The sequence below is a fragment of the Allobosea sp. genome (assembly GCF_035944895.1).
Taxonomy (GTDB): domain Bacteria; phylum Pseudomonadota; class Alphaproteobacteria; order Rhizobiales; family Beijerinckiaceae; genus Allobosea.
In genome coordinates, this window is the sequence record NZ_DASZAT010000012.1 from 50528 (window position 1) to 76304 (window position 25777).

Annotated in this window: 31 protein-coding genes and 1 other RNA gene; 15 read left to right on the forward strand and 17 right to left on the reverse strand. The window is 68.3% G+C overall.

The genetic code is table 11. The annotated features are described in order from the left end of the window. The first annotated feature begins 59 nt into the window (after positions 1–59). Positions 60–980: a LysR family transcriptional regulator gene (locus VGV58_RS22335; RefSeq protein ID WP_326876251.1), complete on the forward strand. Its 921-nt coding sequence runs from the start codon at positions 60–62 to the stop codon at positions 978–980. Here the strand turns inward: VGV58_RS22335 and VGV58_RS22340 are convergent. Together VGV58_RS22340 and VGV58_RS22345 are read right to left on the reverse strand one after the other, a co-directional pair. Beyond that, the gene (locus VGV58_RS22340; RefSeq protein WP_326876252.1) at positions 964–1617 is read right to left on the reverse strand and encodes a CoA transferase subunit B; all 654 of its coding nucleotides are present in this window, start codon (positions 1615–1617) and stop codon (positions 964–966) included. The genes VGV58_RS22335 and VGV58_RS22340 overlap by 17 nt on opposite strands. A gap of 15 nt (positions 1618–1632) precedes the next feature. After that, entirely contained in the window at positions 1633–2340 is a 708-nt protein-coding gene (locus VGV58_RS22345) for a CoA transferase subunit A (protein ID WP_326876253.1), read from the reverse strand. A gap of 198 nt (positions 2341–2538) precedes the next feature. On the opposite strand from VGV58_RS22345, the gene VGV58_RS22350 reads away from it, so the two are divergent. The 5 genes from VGV58_RS22350 (at position 2539) to VGV58_RS22370 (ending at position 6262) form a co-directional block, all read left to right on the forward strand. Next, on the forward strand, positions 2539–3807 hold the full coding sequence (locus tag VGV58_RS22350; protein WP_326876254.1) for a phosphopantothenoylcysteine decarboxylase domain-containing protein: 1269 nt from the start codon (positions 2539–2541) through the stop codon (positions 3805–3807). 4 nt (positions 3808–3811) lie between these two features. Then, entirely contained in the window at positions 3812–4297 is a 486-nt protein-coding gene (dut, locus tag VGV58_RS22355) for a dUTP diphosphatase (RefSeq protein WP_326876255.1), read from the forward strand. Continuing rightward, entirely contained in the window at positions 4294–4746 is a 453-nt protein-coding gene (locus VGV58_RS22360; RefSeq protein ID WP_326876256.1) for an RrF2 family transcriptional regulator, read from the forward strand. Before dut ends, VGV58_RS22360 begins: the two co-directional genes overlap by 4 nt. Before the next feature lie 92 nt (positions 4747–4838). Next, positions 4839–5813 (forward strand): cysteine synthase A, encoded by a 975-nt coding sequence (gene cysK, locus VGV58_RS22365; RefSeq protein WP_326876257.1) that lies wholly within the window; start codon positions 4839–4841, stop codon positions 5811–5813. Beyond that, positions 5810–6262, forward strand: coding sequence for a GNAT family N-acetyltransferase (locus VGV58_RS22370; RefSeq protein WP_326876258.1), 453 nt, complete (start codon positions 5810–5812; stop codon positions 6260–6262). Before cysK ends, VGV58_RS22370 begins: the two co-directional genes overlap by 4 nt. Positions 6263–6267: 5 nt before the next feature. Here the strand turns inward: VGV58_RS22370 and VGV58_RS22375 are convergent, their stop codons facing one another. The 7 genes from VGV58_RS22375 to rpmH form a co-directional block, all read right to left on the reverse strand. Beyond that, entirely contained in the window at positions 6268–7119 is an 852-nt protein-coding gene (locus VGV58_RS22375; protein ID WP_326876259.1) for a VOC family protein, read from the reverse strand. A 157-nt stretch (positions 7120–7276) separates the two neighbouring features. Continuing rightward, the gene (locus VGV58_RS22380; protein WP_326876260.1) at positions 7277–7552 is read right to left on the reverse strand and encodes a hypothetical protein; all 276 of its coding nucleotides are present in this window, start codon (positions 7550–7552) and stop codon (positions 7277–7279) included. A gap of 25 nt (positions 7553–7577) precedes the next feature. Continuing rightward, positions 7578–8243, reverse strand: coding sequence for a ribosome biogenesis GTP-binding protein YihA/YsxC (gene yihA, locus VGV58_RS22385; protein WP_326876261.1), 666 nt, complete (start codon positions 8241–8243; stop codon positions 7578–7580). A gap of 9 nt (positions 8244–8252) precedes the next feature. Beyond that, on the reverse strand, positions 8253–8885 hold the full coding sequence (locus VGV58_RS22390) for a CatB-related O-acetyltransferase (protein WP_326876262.1): 633 nt from the start codon (positions 8883–8885) through the stop codon (positions 8253–8255). 123 nt (positions 8886–9008) lie between these two features. Further along, on the reverse strand, positions 9009–10901 hold the full coding sequence (gene yidC / locus VGV58_RS22395) for a membrane protein insertase YidC (RefSeq protein WP_326876263.1): 1893 nt from the start codon (positions 10899–10901) through the stop codon (positions 9009–9011). A gap of 39 nt (positions 10902–10940) precedes the next feature. Beyond that, positions 10941–11315 (reverse strand): ribonuclease P protein component, encoded by a 375-nt coding sequence (gene rnpA, locus VGV58_RS22400; protein ID WP_326876264.1) that lies wholly within the window; start codon positions 11313–11315, stop codon positions 10941–10943. A 56-nt stretch (positions 11316–11371) separates the two neighbouring features. Beyond that, on the reverse strand, positions 11372–11506 hold the full coding sequence (rpmH, locus tag VGV58_RS22405; RefSeq protein ID WP_057189143.1) for a 50S ribosomal protein L34: 135 nt from the start codon (positions 11504–11506) through the stop codon (positions 11372–11374). A gap of 249 nt (positions 11507–11755) precedes the next feature. Here rpmH and ffs point away from each other — a divergent pair. The 4 genes from ffs to recR all read left to right on the forward strand — a co-directional run bounded on the left by ffs (position 11756) and on the right by recR (position 14900). Then, positions 11756–11852: signal recognition particle sRNA small type (gene ffs / locus VGV58_RS22410), an RNA gene on the forward strand. Between the two features lie 138 nt (positions 11853–11990). Next, positions 11991–13844: a DNA polymerase III subunit gamma/tau gene (locus tag VGV58_RS22415; protein WP_326876265.1), complete on the forward strand. Its 1854-nt coding sequence runs from the start codon at positions 11991–11993 to the stop codon at positions 13842–13844. 19 nt (positions 13845–13863) lie between these two features. Continuing rightward, positions 13864–14187, forward strand: coding sequence for a YbaB/EbfC family nucleoid-associated protein (locus tag VGV58_RS22420; RefSeq protein ID WP_326876266.1), 324 nt, complete (start codon positions 13864–13866; stop codon positions 14185–14187). 107 nt (positions 14188–14294) lie between these two features. Then, positions 14295–14900 (forward strand): recombination mediator RecR, encoded by a 606-nt coding sequence (gene recR / locus VGV58_RS22425; RefSeq protein WP_326876267.1) that lies wholly within the window; start codon positions 14295–14297, stop codon positions 14898–14900. 9 nt (positions 14901–14909) lie between these two features. On the opposite strand, the gene VGV58_RS22430 is transcribed toward recR, so the two are convergent. Continuing rightward, on the reverse strand, positions 14910–15197 hold the full coding sequence (locus VGV58_RS22430) for a hypothetical protein (protein ID WP_326876268.1): 288 nt from the start codon (positions 15195–15197) through the stop codon (positions 14910–14912). Positions 15198–15409: 212 nt separating this feature from the next. Between VGV58_RS22430 and dapD the strand changes: the two genes are divergently transcribed. Together dapD and VGV58_RS22440 are read left to right on the forward strand one after the other, a co-directional pair. Beyond that, complete coding sequence (gene dapD / locus VGV58_RS22435; RefSeq protein WP_326876269.1) at positions 15410–16252, forward strand: 2,3,4,5-tetrahydropyridine-2,6-dicarboxylate N-succinyltransferase; 843 nt, start codon at positions 15410–15412, stop codon at positions 16250–16252. Between the two features lie 21 nt (positions 16253–16273). Continuing rightward, the gene (locus tag VGV58_RS22440) at positions 16274–16867 is read left to right on the forward strand and encodes a hypothetical protein (protein WP_326876270.1); all 594 of its coding nucleotides are present in this window, start codon (positions 16274–16276) and stop codon (positions 16865–16867) included. 63 nt (positions 16868–16930) lie between these two features. Here the strand turns inward: VGV58_RS22440 and VGV58_RS22445 are convergent, their stop codons facing one another. Both VGV58_RS22445 and VGV58_RS22450 read right to left on the reverse strand, forming a co-directional pair. Further along, positions 16931–17476 (reverse strand): DUF1269 domain-containing protein, encoded by a 546-nt coding sequence (locus tag VGV58_RS22445; protein ID WP_326876271.1) that lies wholly within the window; start codon positions 17474–17476, stop codon positions 16931–16933. A gap of 85 nt (positions 17477–17561) precedes the next feature. Continuing rightward, the gene (locus VGV58_RS22450; protein ID WP_326876784.1) at positions 17562–19055 is read right to left on the reverse strand and encodes an MDR family MFS transporter; all 1494 of its coding nucleotides are present in this window, start codon (positions 19053–19055) and stop codon (positions 17562–17564) included. Positions 19056–19216: 161 nt separating this feature from the next. Here VGV58_RS22450 and VGV58_RS22455 point away from each other — a divergent pair, with 161 nt between their 5' ends. Continuing rightward, a complete protein-coding gene (locus VGV58_RS22455) occupies positions 19217–19594 on the forward strand; it encodes a hypothetical protein (protein WP_326876272.1) in 378 nt (125 codons plus the stop codon). Continuing rightward, positions 19591–20091, forward strand: coding sequence for a hypothetical protein (locus tag VGV58_RS22460; protein WP_326876273.1), 501 nt, complete (start codon positions 19591–19593; stop codon positions 20089–20091). Before VGV58_RS22455 ends, VGV58_RS22460 begins: the two co-directional genes overlap by 4 nt. On the opposite strand, the gene VGV58_RS22465 is transcribed toward VGV58_RS22460, so the two are convergent. Further along, positions 20088–20549: a winged helix-turn-helix transcriptional regulator gene (locus tag VGV58_RS22465; protein WP_326876274.1), complete on the reverse strand. Its 462-nt coding sequence runs from the start codon at positions 20547–20549 to the stop codon at positions 20088–20090. The genes VGV58_RS22460 and VGV58_RS22465 overlap by 4 nt on opposite strands. 113 nt (positions 20550–20662) lie before the next feature. Between VGV58_RS22465 and VGV58_RS22470 the strand changes: the two genes are divergently transcribed. Next, positions 20663–21940: an MFS transporter gene (locus tag VGV58_RS22470; protein ID WP_326876275.1), complete on the forward strand. Its 1278-nt coding sequence runs from the start codon at positions 20663–20665 to the stop codon at positions 21938–21940. A gap of 59 nt (positions 21941–21999) precedes the next feature. Here VGV58_RS22470 and VGV58_RS22475 read toward each other — a convergent pair whose 3' ends face one another. From VGV58_RS22475 to VGV58_RS22490, 4 genes are all read right to left on the reverse strand, one after another. Continuing rightward, positions 22000–22488, reverse strand: a complete 489-nt coding sequence (locus VGV58_RS22475; protein ID WP_326876276.1) for a GlcG/HbpS family heme-binding protein — start codon at positions 22486–22488, stop codon at positions 22000–22002. 98 nt (positions 22489–22586) lie between these two features. After that, positions 22587–23195 (reverse strand): response regulator transcription factor, encoded by a 609-nt coding sequence (locus VGV58_RS22480; RefSeq protein WP_326876277.1) that lies wholly within the window; start codon positions 23193–23195, stop codon positions 22587–22589. Beyond that, positions 23192–24703, reverse strand: coding sequence for a sensor histidine kinase (locus VGV58_RS22485; RefSeq protein WP_326876278.1), 1512 nt, complete (start codon positions 24701–24703; stop codon positions 23192–23194). The genes VGV58_RS22480 and VGV58_RS22485 overlap by 4 nt, the downstream gene beginning before the upstream one ends. Positions 24704–24783: 80 nt before the next feature. Further along, complete coding sequence (locus VGV58_RS22490) at positions 24784–25758, reverse strand: sensor histidine kinase (RefSeq protein ID WP_326876279.1); 975 nt, start codon at positions 25756–25758, stop codon at positions 24784–24786. Positions 25759–25777: the final 19 nt, after the last annotated feature.

The following is a 25777-nucleotide window of genomic DNA, read 5'->3' on the forward strand; positions in this document are numbered from 1 at the left end:
TTTCCCGTCGATCTCGAAAAGTGAGATAATTGGCATCGAGTCGATCAAGGAAATCGATCATGCTCGATGCGCTCACGCTCGACCAGATGCGGACCTTCGTGACCGTAGCCGAAGCCGGCAGCTTCCGCTCGGCAGCGGCGCGGCTGTCGCGGGCCCAATCCGCCATCAGCCATGCCATCGCCAATCTGGAGGCGCAGCTCGGCCTCCAGCTGTTCGACCGCTCGGGCCATCGCCCGGCCCTGACGGCGGAAGGCAAGGCCTTGCTCGCCGACATCAGGGAGGTGTTGCTGCGGGTCGGTGCCTTGAAGGCCCGCGCCCATGGCCTGAGCCGTGGCGTCGAGATCGAGCTGTCGCTGACGATCGACGTGCTGTTTCCCTCGCCACTGATCGGTGCGGCGCTCGCCGGCCTGCGCGAGCGCTATCCTTCGGTCTCGATCAGGCTCGCCATCGAGCCGCTCGGCGGCCCGATCGCAGCCTTGCTGGAGCGACGCAGCGCGCTGGCCATCACGGTCGGCGAGAACTTCCGCGATCCGCGCATCGCGATCGAAGCGCTGACATCGATCGAGATGATCGCCGTCGTTGCGGCGACACATCCGCTCGCCCGGGCAGGCGACGGGCGCGTCCTGTCGCGCTCCGAACTCGCCGGACATCTCCAGATCGTGCAGATCGACCCGACACCGATCTCGGGCTCGCAGGATTTCGGCGTGCTCTCGCCACAGACCTGCCGCGTCACCGGGCAGGACACCAAGCATGCGATGATCCTGGCCGAGCTCGGCTGGGGCCGGCTGCCGAACTGGCTGATCGAGCGCGACCTTGCCGAGGGCAGACTGGTCAGGGTCGCGACCGGGGCGCTCGGCCGGAACGCACAGCTCCCGGCCGAAGCCTATCTCGCCCACCGCCTCGACGAGGCGATGGGCCCGGCCGCGCGCGCCTTCGCCGAGGCGCTGGCGCGGCTTTGCGAGGTCAGAGCGCGACCTTGAAGTCCGCCTCGGTCTTGGCCTTGATCTCGTCGAGGGACACGCCCTCGGCGAGCTCGATCAGGGTCATGCCGCCGCCATTCTCATCGATCTTGAAGACGCCGAGATCGGTGATCACCATGTCGACGACGCCGGCACCGGTCAGCGGCAGGTCGCAGGCCTTGAGCAGCTTCGGCGATTCCGAGCCGTCCTTGTTCTTGGCGACGTGCTCCATCACCACCACGACCTTCTTGACGCCGGCGACGAGGTCCATGGCGCCGCCCATGCCCTTCACCATCTTGCCGGGGATCATCCAGTTGGCGAGGTCGCCATTCTCGGCGACCTGCATGGCGCCGAGGATGGAGAGGTCGATATGGCCACCGCGGATCATGCCGAACGAGTCCGAGGACGAGAAATAGCTCGTCGTCGGCAGTTCGGTGATGGTCTGCTTGCCGGCATTGATCAGGTCGGGATCCTCCTCGCCCTCATAGGGGAAGGGGCCCATGCCGAGCATGCCGTTCTCCGACTGGAGCTGCACGCTCATGCCGTCGGGGATGTAGTTCGAGACGAGGGTGGGGATGCCGATGCCGAGATTGACGTAGAAGCCGTCCTTCAGCTCCTTGGCGGCGCGAGCGGCGATCTGTTCACGGGTCCAGGCCATGTGCGTGATCTCCTCTCAGGCCGTTTCGCGCTTGCGCACGGTGCGCTGCTCGATGCGCTTCACCGGATTGGCGACATGCACGATGCGCTTCACGAAGATGCCGGGCGTGTGCATGTGGTCGGGGTCGATCTCGCCGGCCGGGACGAGATGCTCGACCTGGGCGATCGTCATGCGCGAGGCCGAGGCCATCATCGGATTGAAGTTCCGCGCCGTCTTCCGGTAGACGAGGTTGCCCTCGGTATCGCCCTTCCAGGCATGGACGATCGAGATGTCGGCGAAGAGGCCGCGCTCCATGATGTAGCGCTCGCCATCGAAGACACGCTCTTCCTTGCCCTCGGCGATCAGCGTGCCGACACCGGTCTTGGTGTAGAAGGCGGGGATGCCGGCGCCGCCGGCGCGGATGCGCTCGGCCAGCGTGCCCTGCGGGTTGAATTCGAGCTCGAGCTCGCCGGCGAGATATTGCTGGGCGAAGAGCTTGTTCTCGCCGACATAGGACGAGATCATCTTCCTGATCTGCTTGGTCTCGAGCAGGATGCCAAGCCCGGCGCCGTCGACGCCGGCATTGTTGGAGATGAAGGTCAGGTTCCTGGCGCCGGAGTCGCGGATCGCCTCGATCAGCGTATCGGGAATGCCGCAGAGGCCGAAACCGCCGGCCATGATGGTCATGCCGTCCTTGACGACGCCGGCGAGCGCCGCCTTGGCGTCAGGAAAAACCTTCTTCATCGGGATGCCTTCGTCGCTGGGTGATCGTAAGGGAGCCTTTAAAAACAACTAGCCGAGCGCATGGTGCGGTTGCAACATGCGAAGCTGACGCGCCCGTCATGTAACGATGCGCAGCCGAGGGCCACCAACGGCGAGACATGACAGCCCGGCCCGGCCGATGCTACCAAACGGCGCGCCCTGCCTTCCGGAGCCACGCCCTTGCCCGCTTCCCGCTCCATCCTGCTCATCATCGGCGGCGGCATTGCCGCCTATAAATGCCTAGAGCTGATCCGGCGCCTGAAGGATCACGGCATCGCCTGCCGCTGCATCCTGACCAAGGCCGGCGAGCAGTTCGTCACACCGCTGGCCGTGTCATCGCTGGCGGGCGAGAAATGCTTCACCGACCTGTTCTCGCTGACGGACGAGGCCGATATCGGCCATATCGCCCTGTCGCGCTCGACCGATCTTCTCGTCGTCGCGCCTGCCACCGCCGACCTGATCGCCAAGATGGCCAATGGCCACGCCGACGATCTGGCCTCCACGGCGCTCCTCGCCACCGACAAGCGCGTCCTGATCGCCCCGGCGATGAACCCGCGGATGTGGGAGCATCCGGCGACGCGGCGCAACATGGCAACGCTGCAGAAGGACGGCGTCCTCGTCGTCGGCCCCAATTCCGGCGCCATGGCCGAGCGCGGCGAGAGCGGCCCCGGCCGCATGGCCGAGCCGCACGAGCTCCTGGCCGCGATCGAACTGGCCCTCGCCGGCGACAACAGGCAGACGCCTTCGATCGGTTTCCTCGGACGCCTGCCCGGCGGCGCTCCCTCCGGGCCGAAGCCGCTGGCGGGCAAGCGCGTGCTCGTCACCTCCGGGCCGACGCATGAGCCGATCGACCCGGTGCGCTACATCGCCAACCGCTCCTCCGGCAAGCAGGGCCACGCCATCGCCGCAGCCGCGGCGGCGGCGGGCGCTGAGGTGACCTTGATCTCCGGGCCGGTGACGATTGCCGATCCCGCTGGGGTCAATACCGTCCATGTCGAGAGCGCCCGCGACATGCTGGCGGCGACGGAAAGCGCACTGCCGGCCGATATCGCGATCTTCGCCGCCGCCGTCGCCGACTGGCGTACCGCCGGTGCCGCCGGACAGAAGATGAAGAAGGACGGCAAGAGCCCGCCCAGCCTCGCGCTGGTGGAGAACCCCGACATCCTCGCAACCATCGCGGCGCGCGAGATCGACCGGCCGGCCCTGGTCGTCGGCTTCGCGGCGGAGACGCAGAACGTCGTCGACTATGCTCGCGCCAAGCTGGCGAAGAAGGGCTGCGACCTGATCGTCGCCAATGATGTCGGCGGCACCGGGGTAATGGGCGGCGACGCCAACACCGTCCATCTCGTCAGCAGCGACAGCGTCGAGACCTGGCCGACCCTGCCGAAATCGGAAGTGGCGACGCGTCTCGTCGCCCATTTCGCCGACCTGCTGGCACAGAAGGTCTGAGGTGATGGCGACGCTCCGCATCAGGCGCCTGCCGCACGCCCAGGACCTGCCGCTACCGGCATACGAGACCGCAGGCGCCGCCGGGCTCGACCTGCGCGCCGCTTTGCCGGACGGGCCGCTGCGGCTCGAGCCGGGCGCGCGGCTGCTGGTGCCGACCGGGCTCGTGCTCGAACTGCCCGTGGGAACCGAAGGGCAGGTCCGGCCGCGCTCGGGCCTGGCGCTGCGCCATGGCGTCACCCTGCTCAACGCGCCCGGCACGATCGACGCCGACTATCGCGGCGAGGTCGGGGTCATCCTGATCAATCACGGCCGGGAGGACTTCACCATCCAGCACGGCGACCGCATCGCCCAGCTTGTCGTTGCGGCCGTGCTGCAGGCGGGAATCATCGAGGTCGAGCAGCTCAGCGAAACCACTCGTGGCTCAGGCGGTTTCGGCTCGACCGGGGTGAGCGATGCCGCCCTGCGGCGGGCGGCCGGAGGCAAGGCATGATCCAGCTCTCGCGCCGCAGCCTGCTCGCGGTCACCGCCGTCGTCGACATCGCCCTGCACGCCCGCCCGACCCCGGTCGCGGCCAAGGCGCTGGCGGCGCGGCACGAACTGCCGCCGCGCCATCTCGAGACCGTGCTGCAGGCGCTGGTCAGGGTAGGCATCCTCAAGGGCGTGCGCGGCCCGCGTGGCGGCTACGAGCTGGCCAAGGAGCGCCGCCGGATCACCGCCGGCGAGATCGTGCGCGCCGCGATGCAGGCCAATGCCGACGAAACCCTGCCGCCGCTGCCGCAATCTGCACTGGTGGATGCGGTCATCGACCCGATGATGCAGCAGGCCATGGAGGCCTGGCTCGCCAGGCTCGACGCCGTCTCCGTCGCCGATCTCTGCCGCGAGGCGGAAGAACGCGCAGCGACGGGCAAATCGGCGATCGACACAGATTTCACTATTTGATCTGTTTAATTCTTCATTCCTCGACAGATTCTGTGATTTGATGCTAGGCTGACCATAGGTTCTCGTTTCGGATCACCAGCAAGGAGGCCGCCATGGCCGATGCCGCCCAGAAGCCCGCCCATGTCCCCGGCCGCGGCCGCGTCTACGAGTCGATCACCGACACGATCGGCGACACCCCGCTGGTGCGCCTGAACCGCCTGCCGGCCGAGCGCGGCGTCAAGGCGACGATCCTGGCCAAGCTCGAATTCTTCAACCCGATCTCCAGCGTCAAGGACCGCATCGGCGTCGCCATGGTCGATGCGCTCGAAGCCTCCGGCGCGCTGAAGCCCGGCGGCACGCTGATCGAGCCGACCTCGGGCAATACCGGCATCGCGCTCGCCTTCGCCGCCGCCGCGCGTGGCTACCGCCTGATCCTGGTGATGCCGGAGACGATGTCGCTGGAGCGTCGCAAGATGCTGGCCTTCCTCGGCGCCGAGCTGGTGCTGACCCCTGGCCCCGGCGGCATGCGCGGCGCCATCGCCAAGGCCGAGGAACTCAAGAACGAGATTCCCGGCGCGATCATCCCGCAGCAGTTCGAGAACCCGGCCAATCCGGCGATTCACCGCAAGACCACGGCCGAGGAGATCTGGAACGACACCCAGGGCGCGGTCGACATCGTCATCTCCGGCGTCGGCACCGGCGGCACCATCACCGGCGTCGGCCAGGTGCTGAAGGCCAAGAAGCCCTCGGTGAAGATGGTCGCGGTCGAGCCGGAGGATTCGCCGGTCCTGTCGGGCGGCCAGGCCGGCCCGCACAAGATCCAGGGCATCGGCGCCGGCTTCGTGCCGGGCATCCTCGATCGCGGCGTCATCGACGAGGTCGTCACCGTCGGCAACCAGACGTCGTTCGAGACCTCGCGGGCGCTCGCCAAGGCCGAGGGCATCCCGGCAGGCATCTCCTCGGGCGCAGCCGTCGCAGCGGCGCTGGAGGTCGGCGCCCGGCCGGAGAACGCCGGCAAGACGATCGTGGTGATCATCCCCTCCTTCGCCGAGCGCTACATCTCCAGCGCGCTGTTCGAAGGTCTGTGACGCAAACAAGCCTGCAGATCGTCCGGCTCGGCGAAGCCCTGCCGGGCGATCTGCCCGCCTTGCAGGGCGAGGCGGCGGCCGAAGGCTACCGCTTCGTCGAGGGCATCCTGGAGGAGTGGGATGCCGGCCGCTACGCAGGCGAAGACGAGCGCAATACGCTGCTTGCCGTCTATCGCGAGGGCGTGCTGGCGGCGATCGGAGCGGTGACGCCCGACCCTTACGACCCCGCCCCCGATCTCCTGCGCATCCGCCATGTCTATGTCCGGCCAGAGAACCGGCGCGAGGGCGTCGGCCGCGCCCTCGCCGGCGCGCTGATCCAGCAAGGGCTCGCGCTGGCGCCGCGGCTTTCGCTCAACGCCGCCGATGCCGGCGCATCCGCCTTCTGGGAGGCGATGGGCTTTTCGCCCGACCGCGGCGGCACCCGCCGCACCCATCTGCTGACGCGCTGAGGGGCTCAGTCCCGGAGGGTGACGCGATTGCCCCAGGGATCGACGACCGAGCCAGCATCACCGCCGGACGCCGCCAAGCGCCGGCTCAGCGCCGAGTGGGCCTCAGCATCGCGCGCGACCAGCTCGAAGCTCGACAGGCCCGCCTCGTTGTCCCGGCGCGGGCCGGCGCCGCGGCTGTGCCAGGTATTGGCGGCGATGTGGTGGTGATAGCCGCCGGTCGCCATGAAGCTCGCGCCGGGATAATGCACCATCACCTCGAAGCCGAGCGCATCGCGATAGAAGCCCTCGGCCTGCTGGACGTCGCCGACACGCAGATGGACATGGCCCATCACCGTGCCCTCCGGCATGCCGGCATAGGCTTGGGGCTCGGCGTCGCGCAGCAGCGCGTCGAGGTCGAGCCGCTCGGTCGCCATGGCGATGCGGCCGCCGTCGAGCCGCGGCCATTCGGGGCGGCTGCGATCACGGTAGATCTCGATGCCGTTGCCTTCGGGATCGGAGAGATAGAGCGCCTCGCTGACGAGGTGGTTCGAGGCGCCCTCCAGCCCAATGCGCGTCTCGGCGGCATGCCGCAGCCAGTTGCCGAGATCGCGGCGCGAGGGCAGCAGGATCGCCATATGGAACAGGCCGGCGGCCGAGGAGGGATGCCGGGCGCCGGCTTCCAGCTTCACCAGCGGCTCGCCGCCGGCACCGAGCACGGCGTGGTCCGCATCCTGGCTCAGGACCGAGAGCCCGATAGCGTCACGATAGAACGTCGTCAGCCCGGGAAGATCGCGCACGCGCAGGGACACCGCGCCGATATGGACGGGGGCATCGAGCGCTTCGTTATGCTGGGCCAAGGTCTCTGAGGTTGCGGACACGGGACTGCTCCAAACTTGCTGGCGGCAACGCCGCCTGAGAGCAAGATGGGGCTTTCAACCGCGCTTGTCGCCCCGGGGCAGGACAAGTCCGAAATTGCACTAACGCAATGAGAGGGCACTCAGGGGCGACACGACATGGCTTCGGCGAACCGATGCGTCAGCGCTGCTGCCTGAGCGCCTCGACGAATTCCGCGACTGGATGGACGCGCGGGGTCTCCGCCGCCAAGGCATCGAGCGCCTCAGCGATATCAGCGCAGTCCGCCAGCGTGAGCGCACGCAAGCTGGATGACACCTTGTTGTAGGACGGCGTTCCGCGGCTTGCGATCGAACGATCGACCACGAAGGTCTCGACCGTCCCGTCCAGGCGCTCGACGAAGAGGGCAAGTGAACCGCCATCGGCCGCCGCGGCGCTGTCTGACACCGCCTTGAACATATCGCCCTCCGGGAATCGCAGCGTGCTAGGCCCGCTCCGCCAGCGCCCGCGCGATCGCGGCGCGGAATTCGGGAATGCCCAGCCCCTTCTCGCTGGAGGTCAGCAGCACCTCGGGAAAGGCGGCAGGGCGGCGCTTGATCTCGTCATAGGTCGCCTCGGTCATGAAGGTCTGGTCGGCCTGCTTCAGCGCATCGCCTTTGGTCAGGATGACCTGATAGCTGACGGCGGCCTTGTCGAGCGTCTCCAGCACAGCGCCGTCGACGTCCTTGATGCCGTGACGGGCATCGATCAGCACGTAGACGCGCATCAGATTGGCGCGGCCGCGCAGATAGTCGTGGATCAGCCGCGTCCAGGCCGCGACCTTCTCCTTGCCGACCGCGGCATAGCCGTAGCCAGGCATGTCGACGATGGTCAGGCGCTCGTCATGGCCGACCTGGCGGAAGAAATTGAGCTGCTGGGTACGGCCCGGCGTATGCGAGGTCCGCGCCAGGGCGTTGCGGCGGGTCAGCGCGTTGATCAGGCTCGACTTGCCGACATTGGAACGGCCGGCGAAGGCGATCTCCTGCCCGACCATGGGCGGCAGGTCGTCGATCTTGGTCGAGGCCCAGACGAAATCCCAGGGGCCCTCGAAGAGTTTCCGGGCGGATTCGAGTTCGTCGGCGGTGAAGGGCGTGGTTGTGCTGGCGGTCATGGCCCTTGCCTACACGGCGGCGCGCAGCGCGTCGATGTCCGCGCCGGCGATCAATGGCAGGTTGCGTGCGATCTTGTCCGGCTCCCAGTCCCACCAGCGGATCTCGAGCAGGGCCGCGACCACCTCCGGCGCAAAGCGCAGCTTCACGACGCGGCCAGGATTGCCGACGACGACGGCATAGGGTGGCACGTCGCGGGAGACCTGGGCGCGGGTGCCGATGATCGCGCCATCACCGATCGTGACGCCCGGCATGATCACCGCCTCGCGGCCGATCCAGACATCGTTGCCGATCACCGTGTCGCCGCGCAGGCCGAGGCCGTCGCGGGTGAAGTCCGGCACGTTCTCGAAGCCGAACATGCCGAACGGATAGGTCGAGAAGCCGCCCATCGGATGATTGGCGCCGTTCATGATGAACTGCGCCGCCTGGGCGATCGCGACGAACTTTCCGATGATCAGCCGGTCGCCGATGAAGTCGAAATGATAGCGCACGCAGCGGGCGAGGAAATGCTCGGGCCCGCGCGAGTCGTCGTAATAGGAGTAGTCGCCGACCTCGACGAGCGGGTGGTCGACGACGGCCTTGAGGAAGGCCGTGCCCTTCCAGCCGGCGATCGGGTGGCGGGTTTTCGGATCGGGCAGAGGCATGGCGCGGCACTAAGCACATCGCCGGCATGCGGGACAAGCTCGCGAAACCAAAAGCAAAACGCCGGAGCCCCGAGAGGCGTCCGGCGTTCTGTTCCGTCTTGGCAGGGGCTTTCGCCCCATGCCTCACTTCTTGTTGCTGTTCGCAGGCTTCGGCGGCGTGGCGCCGGCGGTCGCAGCGGCTGGCTTCTTGCCGAACAGCCCCTTGAGATTGTCCCATAACTCGATCTTCACGCCGTGCTTCCTCATGATGAAGCCCTGCTGGAGGACCGAGAGCAGGTTGTTCCAGCTCCAGTAGATCACCAGGCCGGCCGGGAACGAGCCGAGCAGGAAGGTGAAGAACACCGGCATCCAGGTGAACATCATCTTCTGGACCGGATCCGGCGGCTCCGGGTTCATCTTCATCTGCACGAACATCGTGATGCCCATGATGATCGGCCAGATGCCGAGATGCAGCATGGCCGGCGGCGTGAACGGCAGAGCGCCGAACAGGTTGAAGAGATTGGTCGGGTCCGGCGCGGCGAGGTCCTTGATCCAGCCATAGAACGGCGCGTGCCGCATCTCGATGGTGATGAACAGGATCTTGTAGAGCGCGAAGAAGACCGGGATCTGCACCAGCACCGGCCAGCAACCGGCGAGCGGGTTGATCTTCTGGGTCTTGTACAGCTCCATCAGCGCCTGCTGCTGCTTCATCTTGTCGTCAGCATAGCGCTCGCGGATCGCCATCATCTCCGGCTGCACCGCCTTCATCTTCGCCATCGAGGCGTAGGATTTGTTGGCGAGCGGGAAGAACAGGCCCTTCAGCAGGACGGTCACGACCAGGATGGCGATGCCGAAATTGCCGACATGCTTGTAGACCCAGTCCATCACGTAGAACATCGGCTTCGTGATGAAATAGAACCAGCCCCAGTCGATCATCAGCTCGAAGCGCTTGATGCCCTGGTTCTTCTCATAGCCGTCGATCGCCGCGACTTCCTTGGCGCCGGCGAACAGGCGCGAGGAGGCGGTCGCCGAGGCACCCGGCGCGACATTGACGGCCTCGCCGAGGAAGTCGGCCTGGTAGGTCCGCACCGCGCCGGTCTGGACCGAGGAGTAGCGGCCCTCGTATTTCTTGCTCTGATCGGGGATGGCGGCGGCGGCCCAGTACTTGTCGGTGATGCCGACGAAGCCGCCGAGCACGTCCTTCCAGGCCTTGCCATGCGTCGCGGAGCCGAGCGCCGGCTCCTTGTCGATCGCGTCGTAGGTGAACTCCTGCAGGCCCTGCTCGCCGAGCGAGCCGATCATACCCTCGTGCAGCACGTAGTAGCCGAGCGTATGCGGCTTGCCGACGCGCACGACCTGGCCATAGGGGTACAGCGAGACGGCGTTCGTACCCTTGTTCTCGACCTCGTCGCGGATCGAGAACATCGCGTTGTCGTCGACCGCGATCGTGCGCTTGAACGTGAGGCCCTGGCCGTTGTCCCAGGTCAGCGTCACCGGCTTGGCCGAGGTCAGGACCTGGCTGTCGGCGCTCCAGACCGTATTTGCATTGGGCAGCGGGACATTGGCGCCAGGCCCGGCGACCCAGCCGAAATCGGAATAATAGGCGTCCGGCCCACCGGCCGGCGAGAGCAGCACGATGATCGGGCTCTTCGGGTCGACCGTCTCGTGATAGGCCTTGAGCGAGACGTCGTCGATGCGCGCGCCGGTCAGCGAGAGCGAGCCGGCGATCTTGCTGGTGTCGATCCTGAGGCGCGGGCCGGCGGCGAGCGCCGCCTCGCGGGTCGCGGCAGGAGCGGCCGTGACCGGAGCCTGGCCGGGCTGCGCCGGAGCGGCGCCCTGGGCCGGAGCCGGGGCAGTGCCGGGAGCGGCCGGAGCGCCGGAGGGCTGCGTCGCCTGCTGGGTCTGCGTCTGCTGGTTCTGCAGGGCGATCTGCTTCTGCTTCTCCGCCTGCGGCAAGCCGTAGAAATATTGCCAGCCGAGCAGCACGACGACCGAGAGCGTGATCGCCAGCAACAGATTGCGGTTGTCTTCTTTCATCATCCGTCTCGGAGGCAGTCTCGCGGGCCCGGAGGGGCCCTAGGAGGCTTTGCGGGGGGCGGAGCGGCGCTTGCCGCCACCGGCTGGGCGGGCGCGGTCGAACGCGACCGAAAGGTCGGCGATCATCGCGGTGAAGTCGGCCTGGACGGTCTCGGGCCGGGCGACGATCACGAGATCGCAGGGCTTGCCGATCTGCTCTGCGAGCGCAAGTGCAGCAGCAGCGCGCAGGCGGCGGCGAATGCGGTTACGCACCACGGCGTTGCCGGTCTTGCGTGAAGCGGTCAACCCGAGACGCAGAACGTCCTGGCCCGGCTTGTCGAGCACCTGCACGGTGAAGGCGGACGAACGAAAACGGCGGCCGTGCTCGGCCGCCGCGAGAAAGTCCTTGCGTTGCGTCAGACGGGCGAGGCGCATGGCGGTTGGCCAGTCTTCCGGAACAGGCGCGCCTGCAACGCGCGCCTTTGGGCTCATCAGGCCGACAGGCGCTTGCGGCCGTGGGCGCGACGAGCAGCGATGACCTTGCGGCCGCCCGTGGTCGCCATGCGGGCGCGGTAGCCGTGACGGCGCTTACGCACCAGCTTGCTGGGTTGGTAGGTTCTCTTCACGGTCCGTCTCCGGGGCCTTGTTCGGCAGGGCAAGCGCAGCTTCCGCGGGAAAGCCGATGCCAGCCAAGCCTATCATGCAAAAAGGATCCGCGCCGCCGGTAGGCAGCGCAAGTCGCGGGCTTATGGCGGATGGGGGACCCCGAGTCAATGGCGAAACGCCTGCGCCGCACCGTCGCAGCGACGCATTTTGCCGCGCACCTGACTTGCCGCGGACTTGCGCTTGCGGGCCAAAGCGCCGATATAGCGCCCGGGAGGTTGGCGAGGGACGTCTCACTCGCCAACCCGGTCAGATCCGGAAGGAAGCAGCCGTAACGAGACCGAACGGGTCTTCGTCCAACCTCCTACTTTCGCGCAAGTCCTTCAGCGCAACTCTGGCCGCGCCCGGATGCGCGAGCCTCAGCTTCCCTCACATTCCTGACGCGTTCGCGCGCTCCTACGGCAGAGCGGCGTTGACCGGGGCGCCGCGATTGGCGAAAGCAGGGGCATGACCGACGAGACCGTCCCCGCCGACGAGCCGGGTTTCCCCGGCATGGCCCCGGTGCCAGCCCCGGCCGCTGCGCCTGCCGGCTATCGCGTTCTGGCCCGCAAGTACCGGCCGGCGCATTTCGGCGACCTGATCGGCCAGGACGCCATGGTCCGGACGCTGACCAACGCCTTCGCCGCAGGCCGCATCCCGCAGGCCTGGATGCTGACCGGCGTGCGCGGCGTCGGCAAGACCACGACGGCCCGCATCCTGGCGCGCGCCCTGAACTACCAGAACGCCGACGGCAGCGGCGCCCCGACCACCGACCTCTCGCAGTTCGGCGTGCATTGCCAGGCGATCGTCGAGGGCCGGCATATCGACGTGATGGAGATCGACGCCGCCTCGAACAACGGCGTCGACAATGTCCGCCAGATCAACGACGCGGTGCGCTACGCCCCCGTCTCGGCGCGCTACAAGGTCTACATCATCGACGAGGTCCACATGCTCTCGGGAGGCGCCTTCAACGCCTTCCTGAAGACGCTGGAGGAGCCGCCACCGCACGCCAAGTTCATCTTCGCCACCACCGAGATCCGGAAAGTGCCGGTGACGGTGCTGTCGCGCTGCCAGCGTTTCGACCTGCGCCGTGTCGACGCGGCCCTGCTGGTCGGGCATCTCGACAAGATCTGCCGGGCGGAGGGCATCGAGGCCGAGGAAGAGGCTCTCGCCGCCGTGGCCCGCGCCGCCGAGGGCTCGGTGCGCGATTCGCTCTCGATCCTCGACCAGGCGATCGCCCATGCCGGCGGCCGGATCACGCTGGAGGAGGTCCGCAGCATGCTCGGCCTCTCCGACCGCGCGCGTGTCATCGACCTGTTCGAACTGGTGATGAAGGGCGACATCGCCGGCGCGCTGGGCGAGCTTCGGGCGCAATACGACGCCGGCGCCGATCCGGCGGTGGTGCTCTCCGACCTCGCCGAGTTCAGCCATCTCGTCACTCGCCTCAAGCTCGTGCCGGATGCGGCCAAGGACAACAGCCTGTCCCAGGCCGAGCGGGTGCGCGGCGCCGATTTCGCCCAGCGCCTGTCGATCCGCGTACTGGCGCGGGCCTGGCAGATGCTGCTCAAGGCCGTCAGCGAGGTCCGCCAGGCCGACCGCCCGGTGATGGCGGCCGAGATGGCGCTGGTGCGCCTCGCCCATGCCGCCGACCTGCCGACGCCGGACGAAGCGCTGCGCATGCTGCGTGACGGCAGCGGAGCCGTCGGCGGCAACGGCGCGCCCGCTCCGCGCGGGCCTTCGGGCGGCGGCGCGACCGCGCTCGCAGCCCGGCCGGTGCTGGCCAGCGCCAATCCGATGCCCGCCGCGGCGCCGGTAGCACAGGTGCGGGCCAGCGCCCTGCCGCAACCGCAGAGCTTCGAGGAGGTCGTCGCGCTCGCCTCGCGCCATCGCGACATCACCATGAAGCTGGCGCTGGAGCGCGATGTCCGCCTGGTACGCTTTGAGCAGGGCCGGATCGAGTTCGCCCTGGCCGAGCACGGCAACCGCCTGCTCGCCAACGACCTGTCGAAGCGGCTGAAGGAATGGACCGGCCAGACCTGGCTGGTCGCCATCGTCAATGCCGAGGGCTCGGCGACCCTGCGCGAACAGGTGGCGGCCGCGCGCGACAAGCGCGAGACCGATGCGGCGAACCATCCTGCCGTGCGCGCCGTGATGGAGCGCTTCCCGGGCGCGCGCATCGTCGATGTCCGCGATCCGCGCGCCGCCGAAGCCGAGGCATCCGCGACCGCTGCGGGCAGCGACGAGGATTTGCCCGAAGTCGAGCCGCTGTTCGACGACAGCGAGCCTGATTTCGACGGCGTCGAATTCTGGACCGACAACTGACCGCGAAGGGAGCGCCACCATGCGCGACATGATGGGCCTGATGAAACAGGCGCAGGACATGCAGAAGAAGATGGCCGAGATGCAGGCCCAGCTCGACACCCTCGAATTCGAGGGTTCGGCCGGCGGTGGCCTGGTCAAGGTGGTGATGACCGCCAAGAACGTGCTGAGATCGGTGAAGATCGACCCGAGCCTGATGGTTCAGGGCGAGGAGGAGATCCTCGAGGATCTCGTCATCTCCGCCAGCAACGACGCCCGCAACAAGGCCGAGCGGGCCGTGCAGGAGCGGATGGCCGAGATGACCAAGGGCCTGCCGCTTCCCCCCGGCATGCCGAAGCTGTTCTGAAGCAGGCTCGGCGTCATGCTTGGGCCTGACCCGAGCATCTCTTGCAGACGAGCCATCCTGTCCTGAGATGGTCGGCTCAAGGCCGATCATGACGCCCCCGAGACCCAATGTCCCGCACCATCGCCGGCCCCGAGATCGAGCGCCTGATCCAGCTCCTGGCCAAGCTGCCGGGCCTGGGCCCCCGCTCGGCCCGGCGCGCCGCGCTCCACCTCGTCAAGAAGCGCGAGCAACTGCTCGGCCCGCTCTCGGAGGCGATGGCGGTGGCGCGCGAGCGCATCGTCGTCTGCTCGACGTGCGGTAATGTCGACACCAGCGATCCCTGCGGGCTCTGCCGCGATCCGCGCCGCGACGAGAGCCTGATCGTCGTCGTCGCCGATATCGCCGATCTCTGGGCATTGGAGCGCTCGGGTGCGGTCGGCGGGCGCTATCACGTGCTCGGCGGCGTGCTCTCGGCGCTCGACGGCATAAGGCCCGAGAACCTTTCGCTCGACGCGCTGGTGGCGCGCGCCTCGGAACCTGCGGTGAAGGAAGTGATCCTGGCGCTCAGCGCCACGGTCGAAGGCCAGACCACGGCGCATTTCGTCACCGACCTGCTGGCGCATCTGCCGGTCAAGGTGACCAAGCTCGCCCATGGCGTGCCTGTTGGTGGCGAGCTCGACTATCTCGACGACGGCACGCTGGCGGCAGCGATCCGCCAGCGCACAGGCTTCTGACGGACCGTCTCAATCGTCCCAGGGCGAGACGTTCTTGCAGCGATAGCCAACGAAGCACTGCGGCGTGTCACGGGCCGGCACCCAGGCTGGAAAGGTCGTCTCGTCAAACTGACAGAAGCTGCGATCGCGCACGAAGCGGTCATAGGTGAAGCCGCCGGTGCCGAGCACGATCGCGCCATTGGCGAGGACGCTCTGGCGGTTGGCGGCGCAACTCAGCGTCGGCGACTGGGGCCGGCCCTGCGCAGATGCCGCGCCGGCGAGACCGAGGGCGAAAAGAGCAATCAGGATCCGGGTCATCGTTCGACTCCGCCGCGTTAAGCCTGTTCGCATTGTAGCATGGTTGGGCAGCCTGCATTCCCGCTTTGCCTTGACGGCGCCACGGGCTTCCGCCATCGCTCACCCCGTCACGCTCGGGCCTGTCTCGAGCCTTCACGTCTTCCCCTTTTCATCCACGTCTCAAGGCGTGGATGGTCGGCACCGGGCCGACCATGACGAGAGAGAGCCGCTCCATGTCCCTGACTGATCTCGCCGCCACCATCGACGCCGCCTGGGAGAACCGGGCCGAGATCGGCCTCAGCACCAAGGGCGCCGTCCGCGATGCCGTCGAGCAGGCGATCGAGCTGCTCGATTCCGGCCAGGCCCGCGTCGCCGAGAAGGTCGGCGGCGAATGGATCACGAATCAGTGGCTGAAGAAGGCGGTGCTGCTCTCCTTCCGCCTCGCCGACAACGAGATCATGGCGCACGGCCCGGGCGAGGGCGTGTTCTGGGACAAGGTTCCCTCGAAGTTCGCCGGCTGGGGCGAGAACCGTTTCCGCGCCGCCGGCTTCCGCGTCGTGCCGCCGGCGGCGGCGCGCAAGGGCTCCTACCTCGCGCCGAACGTCATCCTGATGCCGTCCTTCGTCAACATCGGCGCCTATGTCGATTCCGGCACCATGGTCGATACCTGGGCGACGGTCGGCTCCTGCGCCCAGATCGGCAAGAACGTCCACCTCTCGGGCGGCGTCGGCATCGGCGGCGTGCTCGAGCCGCTGCAGGCCAACCCGACGATCATCGAGGACAACTGCTTCATCGGCGCCCGGTCCGAGGTGGTCGAGGGCGTGGTCGTCGGCGAGGGCTCGGTGCTCGCCATGGGCGTCTTCATCTCGGCCACGACCAAGATCATCGACCGCGCCACCGGCCAGGTCCATATCGGCAAGGTGCCGCCCTATTCGGTCGTCGTGGCCGGCTCGCTGCCCGGCAAGCCGCTGAACGACGGCACGCCTGGTCCCTCGCTCTACTGCGCGGTGATCGTCAAGACGGTCGACGCCCAGACCCGCGCCAAGACCGGGATCAACGAGTTGCTGCGCGACTGAACCGAAGCGGAGGCGGAGCCTTTGAAGACCCTTCTGAGCGCCGCTTTCCTCTCCCTGTTCACTCTGGCGTCGACGACCGCGCAGGCCGAACCGGTCGCGTTGACGCTGAAGCTTGTCGATGAGGCCGGCAAGCCACTGGCCGGCCTTGGCGTGCGGATCGCGATCGGCTCCGACGCCGAGATCAGCGCGCCAGGCGCCGGGCAGCAGCTCGCCACCGATGCGGGCGGAGTCATCCGCATGCGGGCCGAGGCGACGATCGATCGCCGCAGCGTCCCCTCGACCGGGATCTACACGCGTCACCCGGCCGAATATCTCGTCGTCGGGGTCGAGCTCGACCTGATTGGCCGGCGCGCGCTCTACCGGGTCAGGCTCGACCAGACCAAGGCCGGCACGGTCGGCCAGATCAACGCCTTCCTGCCCGGTGCCGGCGGCCGCTTCGACCAGCCGCTCGCCTTCCACGCCGACACGCAGAGCTGGAGCCTGCCCGACGACCCCGCGGGCCTGCGCCTCACCGGCATCGGCGTCGAGCTCGAGGCGCAGAGCATGACGGGCTCGGCCGAGACCGGCCGCACCATCGCCCTCACCATCGCCAAGCAGAGCTTCAAGCGGCGGTAGAGGGCGATCCTGACATCGCCCGTAAGGCCCGCCGCCGCCGCAGCGAGCCCGGAGAGCAGAACGTCACGCAGCCGGAGCGGGATTGGTCGTCGCGTCCGGGGCGGGGCCGGCCGGCTGCGCGGCCGGCGAGGCGGCGAGCGCGTCGCGCAGCTTCTGCTCCTGCGAATGGTCGAGCGAGGTCTTGAGCACGACGCCACCGGTGCCCTTGATCGCTTCCAGCACCTTGTCGCCGGTCATCTTCTGGATCAGCACGAAGAGCGCGGCGTTGCCTGGCTGCAGGCTGGTGGACAGCTCCTTCATGAAGGCGTCGTTGACGCCGTAATCCGTCAGCGCCCCGCCGAGCGCGCCCGAGGCCGCGCCGATCGCCGCGCCGAAGATCGGCATCAGGAAGATCGCTCCGATCAGCAGGCCCCAGAAGCCGCCCGAGGCCGCCCCGAGCGCGGTGGTGTTGAGCAGCTGGTTGAGCTTGACCTTGCCGTCCTCGTGCATCACCGCGATCGCGGCGTCGCTGATCTGGATCAGATATTCCTTCTGCAGGCCGAAGAGCTTGTGCCGCATTTCCTCGGCCCTGGCTTCGGTCGGATAGACGATGACGACGAGATCGGACATGGCGCACTCCTCTGACGCGACAGCTCAAGCTGCCGCCGCTCTGTGACGGGCTTGCGGCAAACGCGCGACGATGCGGCGCGTTCTGCTACTCCCCGCCCACCTCCTTCGCGGCAGCGATCGCCGAACCGCGCAGCGGCAGCTCCTTCATGCGTAGCAGGAAGAGCAGCGCCAAGGCGAATCCCGCAAAGCTTGCGGCGAAGACATAGCGGAACAGCCCGACCATGGTGGCGCGATCGACGCCGCCGGCCTTCAGCGTCTCGGCCGAGAGCCCGGGGCCGCTGGCGCCGAGGCCGCCGAGCACGATCGCACCGAAGATGGCGACGATCAGCGCTCCGCCGATCTGGCGGAAGAAATTGGCCGTACCGGTGACCGTGCCGAGCTGATGCATCGGCACGGCGTTCTGGATCGAGACGGTGGCGACCGGCAGGAGCATGCCGAAGCCGACGCTGATCAGGGCGAGGACGAGCCCGAAGGCCCAGAGCGGCAGCTGGTCGCCATAGGCGATCAGCACGGCCGTGCCGACGAGCGCGAGGCTCAAGCCCGCGACCGGCACGCGCTTGTAGTGCGTCAGCTTGCCCATCGCCCGGCCCGAGGAGGTCGCGCCGAAGACGGTGCCGCAGGTCAGCGGAATCAGGCCGAGCCCGGAATTGGCGGCGGACAGGCCCATTACCGTCTCGAAATAGAGCGGCAGGTAGATGGTGAGACCGATGAAGGTGCCCATGCCGAAACCGGCAGCGACCGTGGCATTGCGGACCACCGGATTGGCCAGGACCGTCAAGGGAATCAACGGCTCGGCGGCGGTGCGCAGGCGCCAGGCAAAGCAGAGCCAGAGCAGGGCCGACCCGGCGACGAGCCCGAGGATCGGCGGCGAGCCCCAGGGATAATGCGTGCCGCCCCAGGACAAAGCCAGCAGCAGCGTCATGGTCGCGCCAGTCATGAGCAGCGCGCCGAGCACGTCGAGCTTGTGCGGCCGCTCATGCCGCGGCAGGCGCTGCAGGGCCTTGTCGGTCATCCAATAGGCGCCGAGCCCGAGCGGCAGGTTGATCCAGAAGATCACCGACCAGTGCAGTGCCTCGGCGATCAAGCCGCCGAGCACGGGCCCGAGCAGCGAGGAGGTGAAGAAGACGCTGGCGAAATAGACTTGGTACTTGCCGCGTTCCTTGGGCGGGACCATGTCGCCGACGATGGTCTGCGCCATCGCCATCAAGCCGCCGCCACCGAGCCCCTGCACGAAGCGGGCGGCGACCAGCAGCCAGAGCGACGGCGCGAGCGCGCAGGCGACCGAGCCGATCACGAAGATCACGATGCCGCCGAGCATGGTGACGCGCCGGCCATGGATGTCGGCGAACTTGCCGTAGAGCGGTGTCACCGCGGTCGCGGCGAGCAGATAGGCGGTGACGACCCAGGGCAGATGCGTGACATCGCCGAGCTCGCGGCCGATCGTCGGCATCGCGGTCGCGACGATGGTCTGGTCGAGCGCCGCCAGGAACATGGCAAGCATGGTCCCGATCAGGATCGACCGGATATCGGCATGGGAAAGCGCCGCCTGCGCCGGCGGCGTCTCGACCCGCTTGTCCATCGGCACCTGCCCGTCCTGTGCTTGGGGAATGCCTGAGGATAGAGCCCGGGCCCGCCATGCGCCAGAGTCAGGGACGCAAGGCCGCCGCGAAGTGGGTGCAGTCCAGGATTGGCGCGAGCGGCACGCTGCGGCTAGCATGGCGCCTTCCGCTGCGAGGGATCATGCGCGCGTATCTGCTGCTAACCTTGTTGCCGATGATGCCGGTCGCCGCCGAGGCGCTCGAGCTGACCGGCCGCTATGGCTATGCCGGCGAATGGGCGGTGACGGCGACACTCGCCGAGGCGGAGCCCGCCGCTTCCAAACGCAAGCGCGATTTCGCCGGACCGGTGACCTTGAAGCATCTCGCCTTGTGCGGGCCGGGCGAGGTCGCCGAGAAAGCGGGTACGCTCAGCCTGCGGCGCAACGGGCAGCGCTATGCCGCGATGCTGGCGATCGGCGAGGACAGCTGCGCGGTAACCGGCACCCTGGCCGAGGACGGCGTCGCCTTCGCCGATTGCGGCAAGGCCGGAAAGATCCCCCTCAGGCTCTGGCTGAAATGACGATGCTACGCTGTCTGGCTGCCCTCGCAGCCGCTCTCGCCTGCGGCACGGCCTTGGCCGATACGCGGCCTTCGCTGTGCCGGGCCGGCGAGACGGCGATCTTCTCCTGCGCGATCGGCGGCAAGACCGCCTCGCTCTGCGCCTCCGCCGACCTCGGCCCGAGTCAGGGCAGCCTGACCTATCGCTTCGGCCGCAAGGGCGCGATCGAGCTGACGCATCCGGAGGCGCCCGCACTACCGGACCAGGCCTTCAGCACCGCTGTCGTCGGCGATGCCGGATTCGCCGGCGACATCGTCCGCTTCAACCGTGGCGAGACCCGCTACACCCTCTATTCGATCATCGTGAAGGGACAGGGCGAACGCGACGGCATCCGCGTCTCCAGAGCCGGCCGCCAGCTTGCCGACCTCAGATGCAAGGATTTTGCGCTCGGCGCCGATGCCTGGAAACTGCTCTACCGCGCCAAGCTGCCCAAGGCGGAGCCGGCCTCGCTCGACTAGCGCTGTCTCTCCGACTCCGGCACCTTCAGGATCATCGCCTCGTCTGCACCGATCGGGCGGCCATCCTCGGTCTGCACGGTCAGGGTGACCTTGCGGCCGCTGTCGCGCTCGATCAGCGAGGAGTGCAGCTCGCCCGGCCCGAACAGGTGCTGCTCGCCCCATTGCCTGAGCGCCACCATCACCGGGAAAAGGTCACGGCCCTTGGCGGTCAGCCGGTATTCCTGGCGCGCGCCGCCGGTCGCAGCCGGGACGGCTTCGAGGATGCCGCGAGCGGTCAGCGTGCGCAGGCGCTCGGACAGGATGTTGCGGGCGATGCCGAGGCTCTTCTGGAACTCGCTGAAGCGGGTCATGCCGTCGAAGGCGTCGCACACGATCAGCATCGACCACCAGTCGCCGATCGCGTCGAGCGCCCGGGCGCTCGGGCAATAATCGCTGACCAGGCTGCGACGCTTCACCATGGCTGCGGCGTTCTCCTCAAGGCTCCGTGATCACTCTTCGGTTGCAAGATAAAACCGACATCGCTACACCGCAATAAGTTTCATAATGAAACTTATCTGGCGGAGACCCATCCATGCGACTGGACATTGAGGCGGCGCCTGCCGGCGCCGCGAGCGTTGACGCACGCCCATCGCCTCCTCCACCGGCAGCGCAGCTTTCCGCCGGCATGATCCTGCTCTTTGCAGTGGCGAGCGGGCTGGCTGTCGCCAATGCCTACTTCGCCCATCCGTTGCTCGACATCATCGCCGATGATCTCAAGCTCTCGCGGGCGACGGTGGGCCTCGTCGTCGGCGCAACTCAGCTCGGCTACGGGCTCGGGCTGATCCTGCTGGTGCCGCTCGGCGACCTCCTCGACCGTCGCAAGCTGGTCGTGCTGCAATCGCTGCTCTCGGTCGCGGCGCTGATCTGCGTCGCCTTCTCGGTCTCGGGCGCGATGCTGCTCGCGGCAATGGCGGCGATGGGCTTCCTCGCCGTGGTGACGCAGGCCTTCGTCGCCTATGCAGCGAGCCTGGCAAGGCCGGAGGAGCGCGGCCAGGTCGTCGGCTCCGTCACCAGCGGCATCGTGCTCGGCATCCTGCTCGCCCGCGCCATCGCCGGCGCAACGGCCGATATCTCGGGCTGGCGGGCGGTCTACTTGCTGTCGGCGGGAGCGACGCTCGTCATCGCCGCGATCCTGTTCCGGGCCCTGCCGGCCGAGCACAAGCCGCCTGCACAGCTCTCCTATCTCAGGCTGATCGGCTCGCTCTTCACCCTGTTCCGGCAGGAGCGGGTGCTGCAGATCCGCGCGATCATCGCCATGCTGATCTTCGCCGACGTCACCACGTTGCTGACACCATTGGTCCTGCCGCTGGCAGCCCCGCCCTTCTCGCTGTCGCATACGGCGATCGGCCTGTTCGGCCTCGCCGGGGCGGCGGGCGCGCTCGGTGCGGCGCGGGCCGGCGCCTGGACCGATCGCGGCCATGGCCAGCGCCTCACCGGCATCGCGCTTTCGCTGATGCTGTTCGCCTGGCTGCCGATCGGATTGCTGCCGCAGTCGATCCTCTATCTGATCGCCGGCGTGCTGATCCTCGATTTCGGCCTGCAGGCGGTGCACGTCACCAACCAGGCGATGATCTATCGCGTACGGCCGGAGGCGCAGAGCCGCCTGACCGCCGGGTACATGGTGTTCTATTCGATCGGCAGCGCACTGGGCTCGTCGAGCTCGACGCTGGTCTACGCGCAGGCCGGCTGGACCGGCGTCAGCCTGCTCGGTGGAGCGATCGCAGCAATCGCGCTGCTGTTCTGGGCGGCGACACTGAAGGCGATGCCGATCGGGGCAACGCGGGCGGTGACGGGCAAACCTGCCGCGTGAAACGATCAGGGCCGCTGCCTTGCGGCAACGGCCCTGACGCCCCCCTCACCGAAGACCGGTCACTTCAGCTTGGCGGCAATCGCCTGCAGGCCAGCATTGGCGCATTCCTCGTCGAGGTGGCCGCCGGGAGCGCCGCCGACGCCGACCGCAGCGATGACCTCGTCGCCGACCTTCACCGGCACGCCGCCGCCGAGCAGCAGGAAGCCGGGGATGTAGACGAGGTTGCGGGCGCCGGCATTGTTGGCGGCAGCCTCGGCCATGGCGCCGGTGTTGTTCTTGGCGGACACCGAGGTGAAGGCCTTGGCGCGGGCCGCCTCGATGGTGTGCGGGCCGGCGCGGTCGGCGCGGATGGTGGCGAGCACCACGCCGCCACGGTCGACTACGGTCGCCGCGACGTTGAAGTTCTTGGCGGAGCAGGCAGCGACGGTCGCCTGGGCGAGCTCGACGGCGAGCGCGGTCGGCAGAGCGCGGACCTGCACGACCTGGGCCTGGGCGAGCGTCGGCAGGGCGATGGCGGCAGACATCAAGGCAAGACGGGCGAACGACATGACGATCCCTCTGGTGACCACCGTTTTGGTGTGAAGGGACAATGCCGAAGCCGGCTTCGCCCGTGCATCCGGGCGATCCGCGCCGATCTTAGGTAGTTCTACCGATCGGCGCCGACGAGATGCAGCCGGACCATCTCGGCGACCGAGGTCGTCTCCAGCTTCTCGGCGAGATGGGCGCGGTGCGTATCGACGGTGCGCGGCGAGATCGAGAGTGCGCGGGCGATCTCCTTGGTCGAGCGACCCTCGGCGATCAGAGCGAGGATCTCGGCCTCGCGCTGCGACAGTCGGCCAAGCCGCTCACGCGACGAAGCGATGCCGCTCTCGGCAGCGAGCATGCCGTCGAGCGTCGCCAAAGCCGCCTGGACGGTATCGATCAGCACTTGCTCATCGACCGGCTTGGTCAGGAAATCGGCAGCGCCATTGCGGAAGGCGGCGCGGCAGGCCTCGACATCGCCATGGCCGGTAATGACCACGACCGGCCAGCGACAGCGGGCGGCGGCGAGCCGCTCCTGCAGCTTCAGCCCGGTCAGGCGCGGCATGCGGATATCGGTGACGATGCAGCCCGGCGCCAGACCCGGCAGCGCCTCCAGAAAGGCGGCGCCGTCGGCATGCGGCTGGACTTCGAGCCCGACGGTGCGCAGCAGGAAGCCCAGCGCCTCCCTCACCTCCCAGTCATCGTCGATCAAATGGACGAGCTGCCGGCTCATTCGGCCGCCTCCTGACGGGTCGCGCTCGCAATGCGCGGCAGGCGGACGCTGAAGAGTGCGCCGCCCCCGGCGGCATTCTCGGCGGCGAGCGTTCCGTCGAAGCGCTCGACCAGGCGCACGCAGAGGGCAAGGCCGAGACCCAAGCCCGCCGGCTTGGTGGTGAAGAAGGGCTCGAACAGGCGCGCCTGCGCTTCCGGCGACAGGCCGGGGCCGTTGTCGCTGACCACGAGCATGGCATCGCTCCCTTGCGTGCCGACCTCGATGGTCACGCTGCGCTCGCCGTCCCGCCCCTCGACCGCCTCCAGCCCGTTGCGGGCGAGATTGAAGACGACCTGTTCGAGCTGGACCCGGTCAGCCCGCACCAGCGGCTTGCTGCCGTCGCCGGTGACGCGCAGCGTCGCGCCCACGGCCTGCGCGTTCGCCGCGAGAAGATGGACGACCTCACCGGCGAGCTCGGTCAGGTCGACCGTCTCGACGACGGGCTCGGATTTGCTGATCCAGGCACGCAAGCGCCCGAGAATGTCGCCTGCGCGGCGGGCGTTGCGGGCTATAGCCTCGAAGGCGCCGGCCAGCACCGCCTGGTCCGCACCGGGCTGCGCCAGCAGGCGCCGCCCCGCCTGCGCCTGGCCGAGGATCGCGGTCAACGGTTGCGTCAGCTCGTGGGCGATGCCGGAGGCGAGCTCGCCCATGGCGTTGACGCGGCCGGCATGGGCAAGGCGCGCATCCTGCTCGGCCAGCAGGGCCTTCCGTGCGGCCTCGCGCGCCGCGATCCGAGCTTCGAGCAAGCGGTCGACCAGCAATGTGGCGAGGGCGACGAGCAGGCCCGCCAGCGCCAGAAAGGCCGGAGGCGGCAGCGGCCAGTCCGGCGCGCTCGTCGTCAGCGTCAGACGCAAGGGCTGGGTGCGGCTGGCAATGTCGACGCCGAAGGCGCCCGCCGGCTCGGCTGCCGCCTCGCCCTGCTCGATCAGCCGCAGCTGGACCGCAGCCCCCTCCGGCAGTGGCGTATCGCTCGCCGAAAGCCTGTTCATGTCGACGATCAGGGCGAGCGCGTAATGGCCGACGCCGTCGGTCAGCGCGCGCTTGACCAGAAGCAGCCTGCTGCCGCCGTCGAGGGCACGCGTGCGCAGGTTCGATCCGACGGCCTGCCGCGCCTCCTCCGCAACGACAGCGGGATCGGCGGCATCGAACAGAGAGCGCGGCGGGCTTAAGGCGAGGTCGACGACATCGATGCCGACGATGCGCGGATAGAAGCGGACGATGCTGGCAATGACCTGCTCGACGGTCGCGACCGGCGCCGGCTCGGCCGCCTGGACCAGCGCCGACAGGCTGGTCAGATGGGCGTCGTGCTGGTCGACCCGCTGCGAGATCAGGCGGTGCAAGGTCCGCCCGGCCTCCTCCAGCGCGGCGGCGTCATGGCTGCGCCGGCTGAGCGAATAGGCGGCGCAGGCGAGCCCGAACGCGACGAGGCCCGCGACGAGGATGGCGGCGCGGCGCGACCTCCTCAGCATCAGCGTGTCGACCTCCTGCCGGTACCTGCCGGCAAGACTAGCCGGTTTCGCGCCGCCTTACAGTGGCCGGCTGTCGATCGCTAGCCTTCCGCCAGCGCGGCGGACGGCGCGTCGAGCGACAGAACAACACCATCGGGCACGAAATCGAGCTTTGCGGTGCCGCCGAGATAGCTGCCGAGCACCTTCTCAATCATCTGCGAGCCGAAGCCGCGTCGCTGCGGCGGGGTCACCGGCGGTCCGCCGCTTTCCTGCCAGCGGAAGTGGAACTCGCCGCCCTGATTGCGCCAGGAGACATCGACATGGCCGCCCTCCTGCGAGAGCGCGCCGTATTTCACGGCATTGGTGCCGAGCTCGTGCAGGGCCAGCGCCATCGCCAGCGCGCATTTCGAGGAGAGCGTCACCGAGGGGCCGTCGACGGCGAGGCGGTTGCCCGAGCGGTGCGGCGACAGCACGACCTCGACGAGTTGCCTGAGATCGGCGCCATGGCGGCTCGCCATCATCAAGACGTCCTGCGCCGCCGCCAATGCCTGCAAGCGGTCGGAGAGGCGGCGCTTGACCATGTCGAGCGGCTCGTTCGCGCCGCGCAGCGACTGGTTGACGATCCCCGAGACCATGGCAAGCAGGTTCTTGATGCGATGGTTCAATTCGCCTGCGAGCAGGCGGTAGCGTTCCTCGCCGGCATGCATCTGCGTGATGTCGCGCGAGACAGAGAGGATCGCCTCCGGCTTGCCATCGGCGGCAATGATCGGCGAGACCTGCACGTCCCAATAGCGCGGATTGCCGGCGGCGGTGTTCGCCTGACCCTGGAAGCGGTAGCTGTGGCCAGCCCGCGCCGCGGAGAGCGCGGCCTCGGCCTCGGCCTTCCCTGCTCCCTCCCAGAACTGCATCCAGGGACAGCCGCGGATCGTCTCGAAATCGGCGACCTCCATTACGCGCTGGCCGCCCTCGCTCATGAACTCGAGCGAACCGTCGAGGCCGATCACCTTGATGCAATCGTCCGACGCAGCCAGCACGGCGCGCAGGAAACGGGCATCCTTGTCGAGCTGTGTCGGCACGGGCAGGCCTTCGAGTCAG